Raw genomic sequence first — 18426 nt, 5'->3', positions numbered from 1 at the left:
TGCCGTCGGGGCAGGTTGCGCTCGCCGCCGGCAGGATTGGTCCCGTATCCGCATGTCCGGTCGGTTCGGCCGAGCGGGCATGAGGCGATGTATTTCTAGAAATATATCGATATTCGCAAAAACTGATTGGCGTCCGCAAGTTATGCCGGAACGACGCGTGAGAATTTCTCGGGAATTCCGGTGCCAGTTTTCTGTCAATTTGACACAGATCAATGACCCCTTCTGTTCGGCATTTACTCTGAGGCACGGTGAAAAGCTGTCATCGGCCGGTCACGGGATTGATTTTTATTTCCGGTGGCGCATCTTACCTTGGATTGTGTTGGGGGACGCAGGAATGCCGGAAGTCGTTCAGGCACAGCCGATCGAAAAGCCGCCGCGCTCGCGACGCGCGGAGCTGATTACCTTCTTCGTGCTCGCCTTCGGCATCTGGCCGATCGTCGCCGTCGGCATTGTCGGCGGCTATGGTTTCCTCGTCTGGATGCTGCAGATCATCTTTGGCCCGCCGGGCCCGCCCGGGCATTGAGGTCGAGCCATGAAGGTCGAACCTCTCTCACGCCGTGAGTTTTTTACCGGCCGCGCTGCCGCAAAGCCCGTCCGCATCCGCCCGCCGGGCGTTTCGGAACTCAGCCTTGCCGCCTGCACCGGTTGCGGCGCCTGTGCGGAGCGATGTCCCACCGCCATAATCCGTCTTTCTGACGGTCTTCCCTTCGTCGACTTTTCGGGCGGCGAATGCACCTTCTGTGGTGCCTGCGAGGAAGCCTGTCCCGAGCCGGTATTCACCGAGAAGGCCGTGCGCCGTTTCCCGCATGTCGCCGCGGTCACCGATACCTGTCTCGCGCGCCGTTACATTGCCTGCCAGTCCTGCGGCGAAAGCTGTCCGGAGCAGGCGATCCGTTTTCGCCCGCGTATCGGCGGGCCGTTTCTGCCTGAGATCAACGAAGACCGATGCACCGGCTGCGGCGCCTGCCTCAGTGGCTGCCCGGTGAGTGCGATTGCAGTGAAGGCATTGGAAGTGGAGGTGGCGCATGTCTGAGGCCGCAGCGGCAAAGGCGGGTACGCCCTATCACATTTCGAGCGCCGTGGTCGCCACGATGCCACAGAGCACCGAAGCGATCCTGGCGACGCTCGCGGGAATGGAAAACGTCGAAATCCATGGCCATGGCGGCGGCAAGATCGTCGTCGTCATCGAAGGCAGAAGCACGGGCGCGCTCGGCGAACGGCTGACTCAGATCTCGCTGCTCGACGGGGTGATCTCGGCCAACATGGTTTTCGAGCATGTGGAAATGGAAGAGGAAGGGCAGGAGCCATGAGCGGAGAACTGACGCGGCGTGACATTCTGAAGGCCCATGCGGCCGGCATCGCCGCCGCCACGGCCGGCATTGCGCTGCCTGCCGCCGCACAGCCGGTGCCGGGCGGCGTCAACGCGCTGGAAATCAAGTGGTCCAAGGCGCCGTGTCGCTTCTGCGGCACGGGCTGCGGCGTGATGGTGGGCGTGAAGGAAGGCCAGGTTGTCGCCACCCACGGCGACATGCAGGCCGAGGTCAACCGCGGTCTCAACTGCATCAAGGGCTATTTCCTTTCCAAGATCATGTACGGCAACGACCGCCTGACGACGCCGCTCTTGAGGAAGCGCGGCGGCACTTACGCCAAGGACGGCGAGTTCGAGCCCGTCAGCTGGGACGAAGCCTTCAACGTCATGGCCGAGCAGGCAAAGAAGGTGCTGAAGGAGAAAGGCCCGACGGCCGTCGGCATGTTCGGCTCCGGTCAATGGACGATCTTCGAGGGTTATGCGGCGACCAAACTGATGCGGGCGGGTTTCCGCTCCAACAATCTCGATCCCAATGCCCGCCACTGCATGGCGTCCGCCGCCGTCGCCTTCATGCGCACCTTCGGCATGGACGAGCCGATGGGCTGCTACGACGACTTCGAGAACGCCGATGCCTTCGTGCTCTGGGGCTCGAACATGGCGGAGATGCACCCGATCCTCTGGACCCGTGTCGCCGACCGGCGTCTCGGCCAGCCGCATGTGCGCGTCGCGGTGCTTTCGACCTTCACCCATCGCAGCATGGACCTGGCCGATATCCCGATCGTCTTCAAGCCAGGCACCGACCTCGTCATCCTCAACTACATCGCCAACCACATCATCACGACCGGCAAGGTCAACGAGGACTTCGTCAACAAGCACACGAAGTTTGCTCGCGGGGTCACCGACATTGGCTATGGTCTCCGGCCCGACAACCCGGTCGAGGTGAATGCCGCCAACTCCAAGGACCCCGGCAAGACCGAGCCGATGGATTTCGAGGCGTTCAAGGAGTTCGTTTCCGAATATACGCTGAAGAAGACCGCCGAGATGACCGGCGTCGATCCGGAGTTCCTGGAGCAGCTGGCCGAGCTTTATGCCGACCCGAGCCGCAAGGTCATGTCGCTCTGGACCATGGGCTTCAACCAGCATGTGCGCGGTGTGTGGGCCAACCAGATGGTCTACAATCTGCATCTTCTGACCGGAAAGATCTCCGAGCCCGGCAACAGCCCGTTCTCGCTGACCGGGCAGCCGTCTGCCTGCGGCACGGCGCGCGAGGTCGGCACCTTCGCCCATCGCCTGCCTGCCGACATGGTGGTGACCAATCCCGAGCACCGCAAGCACGCCGAAGAAATCTGGCGCATTCCGCACGGTATCATTCCGGAAAAGCCCGGCTACCACGCCGTGCAGCAGGACCGGATGCTGAAGGACGGCAAGCTCAATTTCTACTGGGTGCAGGTCAACAACAACGTCCAGGCGGGGCCGAACACCGCCAACGAGACCTGGCAGGGCTATCGCAACCCGGACAATTTCATCGTCGTTTCCGATGCCTATCCGACGATCACGGCGATGAGCGCCGACCTGATCCTGCCCGCCGCCATGTGGGTGGAGAAGGAAGGGGCCTACGGCAATGCCGAGCGGCGCACCCATGTCTGGCACCAGCTGGTGCAAGCGGGCGGCGAAGCGCGCTCGGACCTCTGGCAGATGGTGGAGTTTTCCAAGCGCTTCACCACCGACGAGGTGTGGCCGAAGGAGATCCTCGACGCCAGCCCCGAATATCGCGGCAAGACGCTGTTCGAGGTTCTGTTCAAGAACGGCGAAGTCGATCGTTTCCCGCTGACCGATGTCAGTGCCGAATACGACAACAACGAAGCCAAGGATTTCGGCTTCTACATCCAGAAGGGGCTGTTCGAGGAATATGCCATTTTCGGACGCGGCCATGGTCATGATCTGGCGCCCTACGACACCTATCACGAGGTGCGCGGGCTGCGCTGGCCTGTGGTCAACGGCCAGGAGACGCGCTGGCGCTACCGCGAGGGCTTCGACCCCTATGTGAAGCCGGGCGAGGGCGTGAAGTTCTATGGCAACAAGGACGGCAAGGCGATCATCCTTGCGGTGCCCTACGAGCCGCCGGCCGAATCCCCCGACGACGAATACGATACCTGGCTGGTGACCGGCCGCGTGCTGGAACACTGGCACTCGGGCTCGATGACCATGCGGGTGCCGGAACTCTACAAGGCGTTTCCGGGCGCGCGCGTCTTCATGAACGCGGAGGATGCCCGCAAGCGCGGCATCAACCAGGGCATGGAAGTGCGCATCGTCTCGCGCCGCGGCGAGATCCGCTCGCGCGTCGACATCCGCGGCCGCAACCGCATGCCGCCCGGCGTCGTCTTCGTTCCCTGGTTCGACGCCAGCCAGCTGATCAACAAGGTTACGCTCGACGCTACCGATCCCATCTCCAAACAGACGGATTTCAAAAAATGCGCGGTCAAGATTCTTCCCGTCACCCTCTAGGGTGGTCACGGCTGGTTCGGGCCGTTGCCAAACGGCCCGCATGGATGGCCCTTGCGGCTGGCCTTCTGATGTTCGTCACGACGGCGGCCGTCGCCCAAGTGGCGGAAAAACTGGTGCCGCAGCTCGAAGGGCCGACGCCGCAGATGGCGACGGAAGCGGCGGCACCGCTGCCGAAATGGGTGGTCGATGACAAGCGCAAGATGCGCGCCTATCCCGACCAGCCTCCGGTCATTCCGCATTCGATCGAGGGCTATGAGCTTTCGGTCAATGCCAACCGATGCCTGTCCTGTCACAAGCGCGAGTTCACGCAGGATTCGGGTGCGCCGATGATCAGCGTCACCCACTACATGACGCGCGATGGGCAGATGATCGCCGACGTTTCGCCCCGGCGTTACTTCTGCACCGCCTGCCACGTGCCGCAGGCCGATACCAGCCCGCTGGTGCCGAGCAATTTCAAGGACATGAGCGAACTGGGCTTCAAGCCGGCCGGAAGCGAGTGACGACATGATCGCATGGATCAGGAAAATCATCCTTTGGGCCTGGGGCATCATGAAGACGCCGGCCGGCACGCTCGGCCTTGGCTTCCTCACGCTCGGCGGCTTCATCGGCGGCGTCATGTTCTGGGGTGCATTCAACACGGCGCTGGAACTCACCAACACCGAAAAGTTCTGCACCTCGTGCCATGAGATGCACGACAACGTCTATCAGGAGCTGACGCGCACCATTCACTTCTCCAACCGCTCGGGCGTGCGCGCCAGTTGCCCGGACTGCCACGTGCCGCATGAATGGACCGACAAGATCGCCCGCAAGATGCAGGCTTCGAAGGAAGTCTGGGGCAAGATCTTCGGCACGATCAATACCAGGCCGAAATTCCTCGAGAAGCGGCTGGAACTGGCGCAGCACGAATGGGCGCGCATGAAGGCCAATGACAGCCTTGAATGCCGCAACTGCCATTCCTCCGTCGCCATGGACCTGCAGAAGCAGACGCAGCGGGCGGCCGAGATCCACACCCGCTATCTGCTCTCGGGCAAGGCCACCTGCATCGATTGCCATAAGGGCATCGCCCACGAGCTGCCCAACATGGAAGGCATCGATCCAGGCTGGAAGATGCCGCCGGAACTGGAGGGCAAGAAGATGGCCAATCAGACGCCGATCGACGATCTGAGGCAGGCGATGGCGGATCTGCATATGCAGGCGCAGTAAGACGCGCCGGCCCGCCTGAGCCGCATTGAATTCTCCAGGGCCATGCCGGTGCGGTGTGGCCCTCTTTTTTACGGTTCTTGGGCAGTGCGTCCTTCATTCCTGGACCATACTTCCCGCCGTGCCGACGCACGGCTGCTGGATTCCTGTGACGAGCACAGAGATGAGGGTGGGTGGGGGCCGGCCTCGTGCCAAGCCGCCAGATGAGGGGAGTGGCTTGGGGGTTCTTGAGCCAACGGCGCACATTCGGATCTGCGGCGATGGTCTTGTCGAACAGCGCTTTTCTCGCTTCATTTCCCCGCGCCAATCTTTTTTCGGAAAAAATTCGACACCGCTGTCGGCGCCGCCATTTCCCGTTCGTCATTTAGGCAGGGAGGCAATCTGGCTTCCTCCACCGGAGCGGGATAGGAAAAAAATCCGCGCGGGTCTTTCGCCCGCAGCTTGCTCTCACTATTTGGGTTTCACCACGCCGGCACCCCCAGAGGTCACGAGGACCGGGACTGGCGTGACAGAGGAGAATGGACAATGCGCGTAGTGGTTTTTGTAAAGGCGACCAAGGACAGCGAAGCGGGCAACATGCCCTCGACCGAGCTGCTGGAAGCCATGGGCAAGTACAACGAGGAACTGGTCAATGCCGGCATCATGCAGGCGGGCGAGGGGCTGCATCCCTCGTCGCGTGGCGCCCGCGTCGCCTTCGACGGCGCCGACCGCATGGTCATCGATGGCCCCTTTGCCGAGACCAAGGAACTGGTCGCCGGCTTCTGGATCTGGACCGTCAAGGACATGGCCGAGGCAATCGCCTGGGTGAAGCGCTGCCCGAACCCGATGCCGGGCCCGAGCGAAATCGAAATCCGCCCGGTCTTCGAGATGGAAGATTTCGGCGACTTGGTGACGCCGGAGATCGCCGCCCAGGACGAGCGCCTGCGCGAGAAGATCGCCAAGGGGTGAGGGCAAACGGCACCAATTACCTTGTGGCGCTAGGGCGGGAGTAGGACTCCGCCCTAGGTTGCTTCCGTAGATGCTAAAGGATTGTGAAGACTTACGATTTAGCAAGAATGGCGGGTTATGAAGTGAGTCTCGTCAATATTTGCTACGTAGGGTTCCGCAATGACGACTGAAAACAATTCGACGAAGAGCTTACAGATTATCCTGGCGATCATCGCGGCGGTGGGTGGGTTTTTCGCCGGAAATGCCGCGCTGCCGCTTATTGAGCTAGTTACTGGGAAGACGGTTCCTGCAACGAAACTTGAGGAAGTCGAAAAGCGGCTTGAAACCGCACGCAAGAATGTGGCGGATGCAACTACCGCAGCGGATAAAGCCAACGCCGCTTCGAAGGCCGCGCTAGCGATAGCGGATAAAAAATTCGCGGAGGCGAACGACACTATCGCCCGCCTTCAATCCGAGCTCGACAACGTTAATCGCATCATTGAAGAGAATAACCGTTCGCCCCAAGTGGTGAGGATATCGCAGGGCGGAAGCCACTTGTTTGCGGGAACTGACCTGCACCTCACACTGGACATGATATCGGGATCGGGCGACGAGCTAAAAGCGACCGTTGGATATCGTGATAAGACCTTTCAGGTGACGCCGGGTGCGCATGGTAGTGCCACTATTGTAACTGGCGAAGGCCGAAACTGTGATGTGGCAGCGACCGCTGTAGAGCAAAATTATGGGGTCTTTGTTGTGTCTTGCCAAGCTACCCGATAAGCGACCGCTCTCTTTGACGCTCGCCATTGGAGGACTGGTTAAGCCTCTCATACTTCTCTTTCCCGCTCTGAGAGAGGGAAGCGTGCGGCTGTATCTGCAATCGCGCCGATTATGCACAGTAATATGGCGATCACCGGCTATTCGCATACGTCGATCGCGTTAAATATTTCTCGTAGAGATTGTATTAACCGTGTTCGTTTACCTTATTTCCGGGGTTTGAACCGGAGTGGGGCCATGGTCAGGACGAGCAGTTTCGTCATTTTTCTTCTTTCAAGTGTTTCGATCGCGGCGGCTGCCGATATCGATGGTCCGTTGGTGGGGCCGCAGGACGCCTATGAGGTGCCGGTGGAGCAGGCGTCGGGCGGCATCGTCGGCTACGTCGAGACGTCCTACGGCGCGGCCGTGGACTCGCCCGGCGATATCGATGCGGATGCATGGGACCTGCGCGGTGCGGTGAACTTCGACGCCGGCGCCGGCTTCAACCTGCAGGTCGATCTCGGCTACACGCGCGCCTCCTTTGAGGATATCGACACGAACAGCTATGACGGCGCGCTGCACGGCTACTACCGCAATGATCTCTTTGCGGCAGGCGTCTTCGTGCAAGGCGCACGCCTCGACCCGGGCATCGGCCTCGACCTCAACGATTACATGGGTGGCGTCGAAGCGGCCTACTTCCTTGATACCTGGACGCTGCATGGCGCGATCGGCTACGGCCAGGCGAGTGTGGAAGACTTCGACGACATCGATGCCGATCATTACATGGGCTCGCTAGGCGCGCGCATCTACGCGACCGACAACCTGCGCTTCGACGTCGACGGCTCGCTGCATCGCATGAGCGAAAACGACCTGGATTACGACCTGCGCAGCGTCAAGCTGACGGCCAACTACCGGCTGGACGCTTTCCCCGTCACGCTCTTTGCCGGCTACAAATACACCAACGAAGAGCTTTCAGGGCTGAGCGCTTCGGTTTCCGGCGACACCAGCACCCTCTTCGGTGGCCTGCGCTTCTCCTACGGTTCGACGACGCTCAAGGAAGAAGAGCGCCTCGGCCCGGTCTGGTCCAGCAATCGCCTGGCGTTCTGATCGGCTTGGCAGGCGGCAGCATTTTGCGCCGCTGCCAGCCAGGTACAATCATCAAGCAAGAGCATGGTGGCACCGCGCGTCTGAAGAGGCGCGCGGTGTTCTTATGTTATCGCAGGCTCCGGAGATAATTGGCCCGATCGAACGGGTTCGCGCCCAACCGGGGCCGGGAAGGCTGCGTGCCTGCGATCGGCGCGTAGTGATCGAAGCTGTTTTCGAGCACGCCCGCGCCGCTGGTGAGCCCCGGCAACTGCCGCTGGACGCCCTGGACGTTGGCCGATGCGATCGTTCCGGCAAGCCGGGCGACGCCGCCTTCGATGATCGAATCCGTCGTCGACGCGCCTGACTTGGCGAGCAGCGTGTGAATGGCCGTCAGGACGGACGCGGGCGCTTCAAGGCGGAAGCTGTCGATCGGCTCGCAGACGACCGTTCCGGCCGAAGACAACGCCTCGGCGAGCACCAGCGGCGTCAGCCGGCGAAAATCGACGGCGGTGCTGGCCGGCGAGGTCTGGCGCGCCGCTGTCATGGCGACGTGGCAATCGATCACCTGCCAGCCGAAGAGCCCGGCCTTCAGCGTTTCGGCAACGGCCTCTTCGACCGCCCGGTAAAAGCTCGCAGGCATCTGGCCGACATCCACTTCCAAGGCAAAACTGTTGCCCGCTGCCGCCGGCCGCGGTTCGATCCTGAGGCCGACGGTCGCAAGGAAGGGGTTCGGCTCGCGGAAGAGGATCTCGATGCCGGTTCCGGTGCCAAGGGGCCGTTCGACGCAGATGACCGTGCTTTGCTCGAAATGCGCCTCCAGCCCGAAATCGGCCGACAGGGTGGCCTCGATCACCTCCTTCTGCACCTCGCCATAGAGCGAAACGAACATCTCGCTGGCATCGTCGCTGGTGCGCAGGTTGATGAACGGGTCCTGTTCGGCCAGTTGCTGAAGGGCAAGCCACAGCGCCGTGTTGTCCGAAGGGCGCCTCGGCCGCACGAGGGTTTCGAGCGTCGGCGGGGCGAAGTGAAACGCTCCGGCACGCTTTCCGCCGACGCCGATCCAATCACCGATGCGGGCATGGGCAAGCCCGCCCACCTTGGCGATGCGGCCGGCTGTCACCTGGTCCACCTTTTCCAGCCGGCCCTGGTCGAAGAGCTGGATGCTGGTCACCTTCGCCGCGCCGCCGGGAAGGACGAGATAGTCGCGCATGGCGACGGTGCCGGACGTCAGGTTGAGAAAGGCGAGTTTTTCACCGCCCCAGCCGCGCTCGATCTTGAAGATCCGGCCTTCGACCGGTGCATCCGGGGCGGGCGCCTTCGCCGGCAACAGCGTCTCGATCGCGGTGATCAGGCCCGGCACGCCGACGCCGGTCATGGCGATGCCGCAATAGACCGGGTGCAGAAGGCCTTCGGCAAGCTGCGTCGCCAAGGCCTTCCGCAGCCGCTCGACAGTCAGACGCTCCGGTGCCAGCACATAATCGTCGAGCAAGGCTTCATCATTGGCGGCAAGCGCCTCCGAAAGTGCCGAAAAATGCGGTTCCTGCGCAAAGTCGTTCGGCTCGGCTCTCGCGTGTCGGCTGCCGGCCTCGACCGCCGCCGACATGATGACGGGGCGGACCGAGAGTTGGCTGGCGATCTCTTCGACCACTTCGGCGGGACGCGCCCCCAGGCGATCGATCTTGTTGACGAAGAACAGGAAGGGGACGCCGAGGCGGCGCAAGGCGCGCACCAGCACGCGGGTCTGCGCCTGCACGCCTTCCACCGCCGAGACGACCACGACGGCGGCATCGAGCGATTGCAGCACGCGCTCGACCTCGGCGATGAAGTCCGGATGCCCGGGGGTGTCGATGAGGTTTACGACCAGATCGCCAAGCCTGAACGACACGACGGAGGCGGCAATGGTGATGCCACGCTGCCGTTCGAGTTCAAGGCTGTCGGTCTGGGTATTGCCGCTATCGACGCTGCCGAGCCTGTCGATCGCGCCGGTGTCAAAAAGGAGTCTTTCCGTAAGGCTAGTCTTGCCTGCATCCACGTGGGCGAGGATGCCCAGATTCAATGTGCGCATATCCCATCAGCTTCTCAAAAATTCGGATCTGGGTTTCTTGAGAAGTGACTCGGCGCATCGGGGCCTCCAGACTTGAGCTTCTTGCGGATCGCGCAACCCACGGCAGGCGAGGGTGCTCGTGAAATCTAAGGACGCCACAGGAAGGGCGTCAAGCGCCGCCTGACAACTCCGACGCGGTGTTGCAGATTTGCTGGTGTGGCCGGGGCCATCGAAAAATGGCGATGCTCCCTTCAGGCGGTTACGCGAGGACAGGCCGAACACAATGTCTGGTCGTGCTTATTAGTATATGCTAACTTCCTCCCACCAAAGAAAAAGGGGGAGGCAAACATGGACATGACCCGTCGCGCCGTCGCTTTGGGCGGCGCCGGCCTGCTTGCATCAGCATCGTTCTTACCTGCGAACGCGCTGGAATCGCCGCTTTTCGATCCGGTCGAGGCTGCTGATGATTTCTGGCTGGCGGTGGAAGCCTATATCTACGGCTACCCACTGGTGACGACGGAAATGACCCGCCGGGTGGTGACCAATGTGGCCAAGCCCGAAGGCAGCAAGGGGCCGATGGGCCACGTCATCAAGCTGCGTGAATATCCGAACGCATCCTTCAAGGATGTCACCGCGCCGAATGCCGATACGCTGTACACGACAGCCTTCGTCGATGTGGGCAAGGAGCCGTGGGTGCTGTCGATCCCCGACATGAAGGATCGCTTCTTCCTGTTTCCGATGCTCGACGGCTGGACGACGGTGTTTCAGGTGCCGGGCAAGCGCACGACCGGCGGCGGGGCGCAGGCCTATGCCATTACCGGGCCGGGCTGGCAGGGAAGCCTTCCCGACGGCGTGACCGAATACAAATCCTCAACCGGCATCGTCTGGATCCTCGGGCGCATCTATTGTGATGGCACGCCGGAGGACTATGCGGCGGTGCATGCACTTCAGGACGAGTGCAAGCTTTGTCCGCTCAGCGCCTATGGCAAGGACTGGACGCCGCCGGTCGGCAAGGTCGATCCGTCGATCGACATGAAGACGGCGGTGCGCGAGCAGGTCAATCGCATGGATGCGGTCGAATATTTCACGCTTCTTTGCGAGTTGATGAAGACCAATCCGCCGACGGCAGCGGATGGCGAGGCGATCGCCAAATTTGCCGAAATCGGCATCGTGCCGGGCCAGGACTTCGACAAGAGCAAGCTCGATGCCGCCTTCGTCTCGCGCATCCCCATCATGGCGTTCCATCGCATCATGCTGCACTTCAAGTTCAGCGATGGTGACATCCAGAACGTCAACGGCTGGGGCTTCACCACCAAGACCGGCATCTACGGCACCAACTATCTGCAGCGGGCGCTGATCACGGCGATCGGGCTTGGCGCCAATCGTCCGCAGGATGCGATCTATCCGACGTCGCTGAAGTCCAGGGACGGCCTGGTTTCCCGCGCCTATCACGGCTCCAACAAATACGTCGTCACCTTCCCCAAGGGGCAATTGCCGCCGGTGCGCGGCTTCTGGTCGATCACCATGTACGACGAGAACTATTTCTTCGTCGACAATCCGCTCAACCGCTATTCGATCAGCACGCGCGTCAGCCCCAAGGCCAATGCCGACGGTTCGACGGAGATCTACATCCAGAATGAATCACCCGGCAAGGACAAGGAAAACAACTGGTTGCCGGCGCCGAAGGGCAAGTTCATCCTGATGATGCGGCTCTATTGGCCCGACGACAGCCCGCCTTCCATTCTCGACGGGTCGTGGCTCATCCCGCCAGTGAAGAAGGCGGGATGACAGAGGCGAAAGAGTCCCTGCGTCTTCGCGTGAAGGCGCAGGGCGTGGCGATCAGGCTGCGGCTCAGCGCTTCGGCAGCACGAGATCGCCGACCGTATAGATGTGAAACTCGCTGCGGGAGACTTCGTCCAGCTTGCGGAACTTCTCCGCGAACACCGGATCGGAGAAGAACTCATCGACATTTCCGGTGCCCTGGATCGCCTCGACATTGACGACGGTCTCGCCGTCCGTGCTCTTCGACAGGGTGCTCCACAGAAAACCTTCCTTCCGTTCGGCAACGTAGTGCACGACGTCCTGGATGACGGCGAAGGCTTCTTCCTGCTTGCCGGGATGGGCGTGGATGACGTTGACGACGAAGGTCGTCGGAACGGGGGACGCCGAGAAAGTGGGGGTAGGAATCGTTGTCATGCTTCTCTCCATTTAAACGCCGCGGCGTATCGACCGCGACGGCATCTGGATATCGGGAGAGAAATAGCGGATAAACGAGCGCGTATTCTCATCACTTCGGAAAATAATTCCGTAATCGGCGCGCGATGGACAAGCTCGGAACGCTCAGCATTTTCATTCAGGTGGCAGAGGCGGGCAGCTTCGTGGCCGCCGGGCATCGCCTAGGGCTTTCAGGTTCGGCCGTCGGCAAGGCGATCGCGCGGCTCGAAGACGAGATGGGCGCGCGCCTCTTCAACCGGTCGACGAGAAGCATGGCGTTGACCGACGACGGCAGCTTCTTTCTCGACACCTGCCGCCGCATCCAGTCCGAATTCGAAACGGCCCAGGCGCAACTGTCACGCTCGCATGCGACGCCGCGCGGGCAATTGCGCGTCAGCCTGCCGCTCGCCGGCATGCTGCTGATGCCGACCATATCGGACTTCATGCGCGCCTATCCGCTGATCAATCTTGATCTCGATTTCACCGATCGGCTGGTCGATGTGATCGAGGAGGGCTTCGATGCGGTCATCCGCACCGGCGACGTGAAGGATACACGCCTGATGAGCCGCAAGCTCGGGACGTTCCGGCACCGGATCGTCGCTTCGCCGGAATATCTCGCGGCTCATGGGCGGCCGGAGGTGCCGGAGGACCTGCTTGGGCACCGCTGCCTTCATCACCGCTACGCCAATTCCGGCCGCCTTGAACCCTGGCCACTCGTTCGTGACGGGCGTGAGGTGAAGCTGGACCTGCCTGTGACCACGGTGGCGAGTACGCTTGACCCCTTGATCTTTCTTGCGGAGCGCTCCTTCGGCATCACCTGCCTGCCGCCCTTTGCCGTGTCGCCTGAACTGGCGGAAGGCAAGCTGGTCTCGCTGCTGGAAGATTACCTTCGCGAAACCGGCACGTTCCGCGTGCTTTGGCCGACCAATCGCTATCTTTCGCCAAAGGTGCGTGCCTTCGTCGATTTCATGGCGGAGAACCTGTTTGCCGCGTGACGGCCGGGCGGCACGGAACGTTCCCCCGGCGTCGATCCAGCCGTTGCTAAAGTGCTGCAAATGTCCGAAGCTTCGCTGACGCCATCGGGTCATGCGAGCCGGAGCAGATGCGCACCATGACAGACGCCTCTTCCATTCAGCCTGCCGCCAGCCATGACGCCCGCATCTGCCGGGGATGCTGGGACCAGATGCATGTGCCGATCCCGATCCGCGGGCCCTTGGCGCTGCCGTTCCGCGCCTTCGGTATTACCCGCAGCAAGATGAACCCGAACATCTGTACGATCTGCGAGCGCTCCTTCCGTTACGTGAAGAAGCAGAGTCACGTTGCGGCAAGCGCCACAATCCTGTTTGCCGACATCCGCGGATTCACGCATCTTTCGGAGCGGATCGAGCGGGTGCGCTTGAGCCAGATCGTCAGCCTGTTCCAGGATCGCTGCGCCCAGGCGATCTGGGCGCATGACGGCATCGTCAACAAGCAGATGGGCGACGGGCTGATGGCGATCTTCAACTTTCCGATCATCCGGAAAGACCATGCGCAAGCGGCGATCATGGCAGCACGCGATATCCAGCGTCTCTGCGCCGATGCACTCGGCCGCCTCGACCTCGACGACCTCGGCGAACGGCCGCTCGGCGTGGGCGTCGGCATTCATTCGGGCGAGGTCGAGATCGGCGAGTTTTCGACATTCCGCAGCGATTTCACCGCGATCGGCGGCACGGTCAACCTGGCCTCGAGGCTCGAATCCCAGGCCGAGGCGGGGGAGATTCTGCTTTCCCCGGAGACGGCCGCTCAGGCGGCAACGCTGACGGCGGGCGCCGGCACGCGGCTGCTGGTCCTGAAAGGCATCGACCAGCCGGTCGAGGCGAGGGTGCTCGCGACACATTGATCGACGTGAAGCGTTTGCTGATTTCCCTAGTGTCGAGGTGAACCGCTTCAGCTTACTCAGTGGAAACTTGCCTGATAGCTGGTCGCGATGAGCGAGACATGAGCGTCAAGAGGCGGTCGCAGTTCGAAGGCCTGTGGATGGCGTGAGAAATCATAGAGACGGAGGAGGCACCACTCCTCGCGTCGCGTCTGGGCCACCTCAAGTTCGTTGCGCGAAATATGGAATGGCGTTCGTTCCCAGCCGTTGGTGGTCTTTACCTCGATCAAACGCACGCGCCCATCCGGCGTGAAGCTTGCTATGTCATAGCCCGCGCCATCGCCATCTTCCTGCGCCACCCACCGAATCTGGCGGGCCAGATCCTGACGACCGCTCTGGAGTAGCTGCGCGCGTTCGTGCTGGAGTACGCGCTCTTCTCCAGCGCGGCCGAGTGCACGGTTGCGTTCGTCCCGCCCGGCCACATCGAAACGCCGTGCGACCGTCTGCATCTGTGTCAATTCGTCGGGGGGTGGGGCATTGTGGAGAGTGGGCGGGACACCGATGAAGAGCGCCAGTGGCTCGGCCATGCCGAATGTCGGACCGGAACCAAGGACACTGTCCCATTGCGGATGCTGCGCTAACCAACGGGATATTGCCTCGGCCAAGGACATCTGAAAATTGAACCGCGGCTGGTAACCGCTGAGGGTGGGAAGACCAAACCCTCTCGCAGCAGCCGAAATGTTGCAATGTTTGAATTCTATCGAGCCGCGACTTCTTCCGAGCGCTTCTTGCAGAACCCGGTTGTGCAAGGCCTTGTTGTAGGATTGACCAGAAAGTTCGTCGCGAAGCATGGAAAAATAGGCCGCGACGATCGCGTCATTTTCCGTATCTGTCCAATTCCCCAAGCCCATGCTCTCCAGGCTACGCAGCACACCGGAATAAGTCATCCGGAAAAGCAGCGCCTCGCCATGCTTCGTATACCCTCATCCCCGGATATTGAGTATCAGTTCGCCTCAACCGATGCTTGTGTTCACTGGTCACGCCCACAGATCGCGCACGCAGCGGCCATCCGGTGCCAGGTCCTCGAAGGTATCGAAGCCATCGAAATGGTCGATGGGAAGGTTTGCGACCCGGTCCAGCGCGGCCAGTCTGACATTGACGGCGATGCGCCGGCGGCCTCGTGCGTCGAGGTTGAGGCTGCGCCAGGCGACGACGCCGGCGCAGGTCGGGCAGAAGAGGATTTCGAGCGTCGGGTCCTTCTCGTCGGCGCGGGTATAGGCGGTGAGTTCGCCGCTGACTGCGATGCGCTCGCCTTCGTAGTCATAGGCCCAGAGCGTGCCGTAGCGGTGGCAGAGCGTGCAGTTGCAGGCGGTGATCGGGCCGGGGTCGCCTTTGAGCGTCCACTTCGCATTGCCGCAGTGACATGAGCCGTCAAGCATGAGCCGCTCCCGCTATTGTACCGAGGCGGCATAGTGCCCCGATGGCGGGATGTCCGCAATCGGGGCCGGATATCAATCTCGCTCGCGCTTGTGCGCCAAGACAGCGTCGATGAAGGGAGCCTTCGAGGCGAGGTACTCGCCGATGCCATGCTGGTTCGTGGCTTCGAGGTGCAGCTTCAGCGCCTGATAGCGGGCGCTGAGGTCCGGATCCTGCCGCAGAAGATCGCGAAACCGCAGCATTCTTGCAATCTGCCAATGTCCTGACGGGCACACATGGACCTTGTGGGTTCGAACGCCATTGACGTCGCGCCGATAGAAGTGGTGGTCCTGCGAAAGGTCCGTGCCGCGAACATATCCAAGCGATTTCATCCGCTCCGTCACATCGCCCACGTCGCGATGCTCGGACACCTCGACCAGAAGGTCGATTTCCGGCTTCGCGGCGAGACCGGGGACGGCGGTGCTGCCGACATGGTGGATCGTGACGAGCGCATTTGCGAATACGCTGCGGATGCGCTGCTGCTCGGAGAGAAACAGATCGGGCCATCGCGGATCATAGACTGAAATCTGGCTGGTCAGCGGCACGGCGGCTTGCTCCGGGTTCTTGACGGTGGTGTCATGGTAGCACCCGGAACGAATTCATGGACCTTCCCCCGCCTGGACGGAGGAAGGTTGTTTGGTCGGATCGCGCCACCGTCTAGTTGCGGTCGAGCCGCATGACCTTTTCCTCGCCGAGGACCATGCCGGTCTCGCGGAAACCGAAGCGGTGGTAGAGGGCGTGGGCGCGGGTGTTTTCCGGGTAGACGCCGAGATAGATGTCGCCGCATTCAGGGATCTTGGCCATGTGGTCCAGGAGGGCTGCGAGCGCCATGGCGCCATAGCCCTTGCCCTGGTGGCGGGCATCGATCATCAGCCGGTAGATCCAGTGGTTGCCGTCATCGGGGTCGAGCGCATACATGGCGATACCCACCGGCGCGCCTTCGGCCATCACGGCAAAACCGACGCATTCGGGGCGTTCGCCGAGTTCTTCGAGAGATTCGTCGTTGCTGGCGATGAAATCCATCTGGTTTTCGTGAACGTCGAGCCTTCGGATGACATCGGCATCGACGGTATCGACGGGCAGGAGTGTAATCGTCATTCGGTCCTCGTGGTCGACGCTGTGGCCTGGGAGGCAGTCTCTGTCTAATCCCGTCTGCGGTCACCTTCTCCCCGCGGGGCGAGCGGGGAGAAGGGACCTTGCAGCGCTCTCGGCGTCCACATCCTGCGCCTGGGCGCGAGCGGTTCCCTCTGCGGGGCGGGCAGGGGAACCGAAGGGTAGGCGGAGCCGGGCCGCTGCCGTTCCCTTTCCCGATCAGCGGGCGAGGGAGTTGGGGGCAAGGAACCGGAGGGACGGGGACACGCGTCCAGCCTGGCAAAGCGTCAATAACAATCTGATTTATACGTTTTCAGTTTCTGCCGTACCGGCCGGGCCGCTCGAGGCGCCGAAATCCGGAAAGCGAGCCCTTCTCCAACGGGCGCATTACCGCAAAATTGCGATGGCAAGAAAGAAACGCCTTCGCGCCAGCCGCTCAGGTTTCTTCGATGATGCGTGGCTCTGCTTTGCCCGTCCATTCAAAGGTGATGGTGTGGCCCTGGCGGACGTTCTGGATGACCGAGGGGCGGAACACGGCGAGGCACGTGCCCTCGGGATCACGGGCCGACGGATAGATCAGGCCGTTGCCGCCTTCTGCAAGAATGGTGGCGGCGAGCGCCTGGCCGGCGGGGTAGGCGACGGCGGTGTCGGGGGAGAGATAGGCGGCGTCCACTTCGCCGCGCACGTCATGGAAGCGGCAGGTGAAGCCGGCGATCAGTTCGCGGTAGCGACCGATGTCGTGAAAGCTGCCGGCCTCGCGAAGCGCCCGGGTGCGGTGATAGACGATTTCCGCCTGGCAGGTCTGGAGTGCCCGCGGGCCGAAGGCACAGTACCAGGCGCCGCGCTCCTCGCCGTTGAAGCGGTTGCCTGGAGGCCGGGCATGGCAGAAGGCGGCATTGATCAGCGACCAGCCGTAGCCGAAGGTCTCGTTCAGGAGTTCGGCAGGATCGACGCCGATGGGCAGAGCGAGCGGGCTCAGCCGCGCCGAGGTCATCGCCTCCAGCCGGTTGAGGATCTCGATCTCGTCGTCATCGTCGGCGAGCGGCTTGACCGCGGGCTCGCCGATATAGGCGGTCGAGATCAGCCGGACGGTTGCCGGCTCGTTGAAGTCGATTTCCGGCAGCGCGATCATAGGCCGCCGCGCAACCCGTCGAGATAGCGCCTGACCTTCATCATCACGGGAATGCCGCCCTCGATCATCAGGTCGACCGGCGAGCGGCCGGAAAACAGCGGGCCGGTGTTGACCGCCTTCGGCCATTGATAGGTAAGCGGCCCGTTGAAGAACAGCCGCAGGCCCTTGAAGATGCCGACGATCAGGCTCGCGCGCATGCGCTTGTCCTGGTCGAGCCTGCCCTTGAAGTCGCCGGCCTTCATGCGGTTCCAGGTGGCGATCGGCACGTCGAAGAGCTGGGCCGCCTCCCTATTGGTGAGGTTCCAGAGGTCGCAGGCTTTCACCACCGCCTTTACGATCACAGCTTCTTCCTGCCGGGCGGGTGCGAAAGCCGGTTGCGCGAGGGCCATGAATGTCTCCTATGCGGTGACTGAGTGTATCATATGATATGAAATGGCGATGTTGGGCGGAAAGTCAAGGGTTAGCCGGCTGATGCCTGTTTGCACTGCCGAGCGAACGCGCCCGGCTCTGCCCCTCACCCTAACGCTCTGCCCGCCACGCGGGGAGAGGGGACATGGACGACGGGGGCACCGTCACTCGGCGGCTGATCTCACAAACCTAAGGTAGGCCAGGTTTCTGTGGGGGGAGCGGGTGACCACGTCTCCTTCTCGCCGTCGTGACGGGGAGAAGGTCCCGGCAGGGGGTGAGGGGCAGCGCTTTTGCTGCAAAGGGGCCATCCTCACCCCGGTCGGGGCTCTTGCCGCTTGGATCGCCCTTCACCTGACGTGGCGCAGAGGTCGCCGCGCGTTGCGTCGCCACCCGTTGAGATGGCGCGGTCTCCATCACGGCAA

20 protein-coding genes are annotated in these 18426 nt (G+C 62.1%); 12 read left to right on the top strand and 8 right to left on the bottom strand.

Annotation, left to right across the window (positions count from 1 at the left end; translation table 11 throughout):
• Nucleotides 1-334 precede the first annotated feature (334 nt).
• From napE to FA04_RS09825, 9 genes are all read left to right on the top strand, one after another.
• Entirely contained in the window at nucleotides 335-523 is a 189-nt protein-coding gene (gene napE / locus FA04_RS09865) for a periplasmic nitrate reductase, NapE protein (protein ID WP_034793129.1), read from the top strand.
• Between the two features lie 9 nt (nucleotides 524-532).
• Nucleotides 533-1033 (top strand): ferredoxin-type protein NapF, encoded by a 501-nt coding sequence (napF, locus tag FA04_RS09860; RefSeq protein WP_034793131.1) that lies wholly within the window; start codon nucleotides 533-535, stop codon nucleotides 1031-1033.
• The gene (locus FA04_RS09855) at nucleotides 1026-1310 is read left to right on the top strand and encodes a chaperone NapD (RefSeq protein WP_034793133.1); all 285 of its coding nucleotides are present in this window, start codon (nucleotides 1026-1028) and stop codon (nucleotides 1308-1310) included. Before napF ends, FA04_RS09855 begins: the two co-directional genes overlap by 8 nt.
• Complete coding sequence (napA, locus tag FA04_RS09850) at nucleotides 1307-3814, top strand: periplasmic nitrate reductase subunit alpha (protein WP_034793137.1); 2508 nt, start codon at nucleotides 1307-1309, stop codon at nucleotides 3812-3814. Before FA04_RS09855 ends, napA begins: the two co-directional genes overlap by 4 nt.
• A gap of 44 nt (nucleotides 3815-3858) precedes the next feature.
• On the top strand, nucleotides 3859-4314 hold the full coding sequence (locus tag FA04_RS09845; protein WP_089043553.1) for a nitrate reductase cytochrome c-type subunit: 456 nt from the start codon (nucleotides 3859-3861) through the stop codon (nucleotides 4312-4314).
• Nucleotides 4315-4318: 4 nt separating this feature from the next.
• On the top strand, nucleotides 4319-5017 hold the full coding sequence (locus FA04_RS09840) for a NapC/NirT family cytochrome c (RefSeq protein WP_034793141.1): 699 nt from the start codon (nucleotides 4319-4321) through the stop codon (nucleotides 5015-5017).
• Between the two features lie 522 nt (nucleotides 5018-5539).
• Entirely contained in the window at nucleotides 5540-5962 is a 423-nt protein-coding gene (locus FA04_RS09835) for a YciI family protein (RefSeq protein WP_034793144.1), read from the top strand.
• 159 nt (nucleotides 5963-6121) lie between these two features.
• Entirely contained in the window at nucleotides 6122-6721 is a 600-nt protein-coding gene (locus FA04_RS09830) for a hypothetical protein (protein ID WP_034793147.1), read from the top strand.
• A gap of 234 nt (nucleotides 6722-6955) precedes the next feature.
• Nucleotides 6956-7804, top strand: coding sequence for a hypothetical protein (locus FA04_RS09825; protein WP_034793150.1), 849 nt, complete (start codon nucleotides 6956-6958; stop codon nucleotides 7802-7804).
• A 106-nt stretch (nucleotides 7805-7910) separates the two neighbouring features.
• Here FA04_RS09825 and FA04_RS09820 read toward each other — a convergent pair whose 3' ends face one another.
• Nucleotides 7911-9848, bottom strand: a complete 1938-nt coding sequence (locus FA04_RS09820) for an elongation factor G (RefSeq protein WP_034793153.1) — start codon at nucleotides 9846-9848, stop codon at nucleotides 7911-7913.
• A gap of 327 nt (nucleotides 9849-10175) precedes the next feature.
• On the opposite strand from FA04_RS09820, the gene FA04_RS09815 reads away from it, so the two are divergent.
• Nucleotides 10176-11615 (top strand): DUF1254 domain-containing protein, encoded by a 1440-nt coding sequence (locus FA04_RS09815; protein ID WP_034793156.1) that lies wholly within the window; start codon nucleotides 10176-10178, stop codon nucleotides 11613-11615.
• 63 nt (nucleotides 11616-11678) lie between these two features.
• Here the strand turns inward: FA04_RS09815 and FA04_RS09810 are convergent, their stop codons facing one another.
• Entirely contained in the window at nucleotides 11679-12023 is a 345-nt protein-coding gene (locus tag FA04_RS09810; protein WP_034793159.1) for an antibiotic biosynthesis monooxygenase, read from the bottom strand.
• Nucleotides 12024-12148: 125 nt separating this feature from the next.
• On the opposite strand from FA04_RS09810, the gene FA04_RS09805 reads away from it, so the two are divergent.
• Together FA04_RS09805 and FA04_RS09800 are read left to right on the top strand one after the other, a co-directional pair.
• Nucleotides 12149-13036 carry a LysR family transcriptional regulator gene (locus FA04_RS09805; protein ID WP_034793162.1) on the top strand — a complete coding sequence of 296 codons (888 nt, stop codon included), beginning with the start codon at nucleotides 12149-12151 and terminating at the stop codon, nucleotides 13034-13036.
• Nucleotides 13037-13152: 116 nt separating this feature from the next.
• On the top strand, nucleotides 13153-13920 hold the full coding sequence (locus FA04_RS09800) for an adenylate/guanylate cyclase domain-containing protein (protein WP_034793718.1): 768 nt from the start codon (nucleotides 13153-13155) through the stop codon (nucleotides 13918-13920).
• Between the two features lie 56 nt (nucleotides 13921-13976).
• Here the strand turns inward: FA04_RS09800 and FA04_RS09795 are convergent, their stop codons facing one another.
• From FA04_RS09795 to FA04_RS35855, 6 genes are all read right to left on the bottom strand, one after another.
• Nucleotides 13977-14843 carry a protein NO VEIN domain-containing protein gene (locus FA04_RS09795; RefSeq protein WP_234798748.1) on the bottom strand — a complete coding sequence of 289 codons (867 nt, stop codon included), beginning with the start codon at nucleotides 14841-14843 and terminating at the stop codon, nucleotides 13977-13979.
• A 90-nt stretch (nucleotides 14844-14933) separates the two neighbouring features.
• Nucleotides 14934-15335 (bottom strand): GFA family protein, encoded by a 402-nt coding sequence (locus FA04_RS09790; protein ID WP_034793170.1) that lies wholly within the window; start codon nucleotides 15333-15335, stop codon nucleotides 14934-14936.
• A gap of 72 nt (nucleotides 15336-15407) precedes the next feature.
• A complete protein-coding gene (locus FA04_RS09785; RefSeq protein WP_034793174.1) occupies nucleotides 15408-15917 on the bottom strand; it encodes a GrpB family protein in 510 nt (169 codons plus the stop codon).
• A 112-nt stretch (nucleotides 15918-16029) separates the two neighbouring features.
• Entirely contained in the window at nucleotides 16030-16470 is a 441-nt protein-coding gene (locus tag FA04_RS09780; RefSeq protein ID WP_034793178.1) for a GNAT family N-acetyltransferase, read from the bottom strand.
• 430 nt (nucleotides 16471-16900) lie between these two features.
• Nucleotides 16901-17596 (bottom strand): RES family NAD+ phosphorylase, encoded by a 696-nt coding sequence (locus tag FA04_RS09775; protein ID WP_051659267.1) that lies wholly within the window; start codon nucleotides 17594-17596, stop codon nucleotides 16901-16903.
• Complete coding sequence (locus FA04_RS35855; protein ID WP_034793180.1) at nucleotides 17593-17985, bottom strand: antitoxin Xre-like helix-turn-helix domain-containing protein; 393 nt, start codon at nucleotides 17983-17985, stop codon at nucleotides 17593-17595. The genes FA04_RS09775 and FA04_RS35855 overlap by 4 nt, the downstream gene beginning before the upstream one ends.
• Nucleotides 17986-18426: the final 441 nt, after the last annotated feature.

The sequence above is a fragment of the Ensifer adhaerens genome (assembly GCF_000697965.2).
Lineage (GTDB): Bacteria > Pseudomonadota > Alphaproteobacteria > Rhizobiales > Rhizobiaceae > Ensifer > Ensifer adhaerens.
Note: the sequence above shows the minus strand (reverse complement) of the source record. Positions and strands in the feature narration are given on the sequence as shown.

Bases quoted from the DNA above. Each gene is read 5' to 3' on its own strand.
- FA04_RS09830 (WP_034793147.1), top strand. From the start codon at position 6,122: ATGACGACTGAAAACAATTCGACGAAGAGCTTACAGATTATCCTGGCG.
- FA04_RS09845 (WP_089043553.1), top strand. From the start codon at position 3,859: ATGGCCCTTGCGGCTGGCCTTCTGATGTTCGTCACGACGGCGGCCGTC.
- FA04_RS09775 (WP_051659267.1), bottom strand. From the start codon at position 17,596: ATGATCGCGCTGCCGGAAATCGACTTCAACGAGCCGGCAACCGTCCGG.
- FA04_RS09810 (WP_034793159.1), bottom strand. From the start codon at position 12,023: ATGACAACGATTCCTACCCCCACTTTCTCGGCGTCCCCCGTTCCGACG.
- FA04_RS09795 (WP_234798748.1), bottom strand. From the start codon at position 14,843: ATGACTTATTCCGGTGTGCTGCGTAGCCTGGAGAGCATGGGCTTGGGG.
- FA04_RS09790 (WP_034793170.1), bottom strand. From the start codon at position 15,335: ATGCTTGACGGCTCATGTCACTGCGGCAATGCGAAGTGGACGCTCAAA.
- FA04_RS09800 (WP_034793718.1), top strand. From the start codon at position 13,153: ATGACAGACGCCTCTTCCATTCAGCCTGCCGCCAGCCATGACGCCCGC.
- napF (WP_034793131.1), top strand. From the start codon at position 533: ATGAAGGTCGAACCTCTCTCACGCCGTGAGTTTTTTACCGGCCGCGCT.
- napE (WP_034793129.1), top strand. From the start codon at position 335: ATGCCGGAAGTCGTTCAGGCACAGCCGATCGAAAAGCCGCCGCGCTCG.
- FA04_RS09780 (WP_034793178.1), bottom strand. From the start codon at position 16,470: ATGACGATTACACTCCTGCCCGTCGATACCGTCGATGCCGATGTCATC.
- FA04_RS09840 (WP_034793141.1), top strand. From the start codon at position 4,319: ATGATCGCATGGATCAGGAAAATCATCCTTTGGGCCTGGGGCATCATG.
- FA04_RS09825 (WP_034793150.1), top strand. From the start codon at position 6,956: ATGGTCAGGACGAGCAGTTTCGTCATTTTTCTTCTTTCAAGTGTTTCG.
- FA04_RS35855 (WP_034793180.1), bottom strand. From the start codon at position 17,985: ATGGCCCTCGCGCAACCGGCTTTCGCACCCGCCCGGCAGGAAGAAGCT.
- napA (WP_034793137.1), top strand. From the start codon at position 1,307: ATGAGCGGAGAACTGACGCGGCGTGACATTCTGAAGGCCCATGCGGCC.
- FA04_RS09855 (WP_034793133.1), top strand. From the start codon at position 1,026: ATGTCTGAGGCCGCAGCGGCAAAGGCGGGTACGCCCTATCACATTTCG.
- FA04_RS09805 (WP_034793162.1), top strand. From the start codon at position 12,149: ATGGACAAGCTCGGAACGCTCAGCATTTTCATTCAGGTGGCAGAGGCG.
- FA04_RS09835 (WP_034793144.1), top strand. From the start codon at position 5,540: ATGCGCGTAGTGGTTTTTGTAAAGGCGACCAAGGACAGCGAAGCGGGC.
- FA04_RS09820 (WP_034793153.1), bottom strand. From the start codon at position 9,848: ATGCGCACATTGAATCTGGGCATCCTCGCCCACGTGGATGCAGGCAAG.
- FA04_RS09815 (WP_034793156.1), top strand. From the start codon at position 10,176: ATGGACATGACCCGTCGCGCCGTCGCTTTGGGCGGCGCCGGCCTGCTT.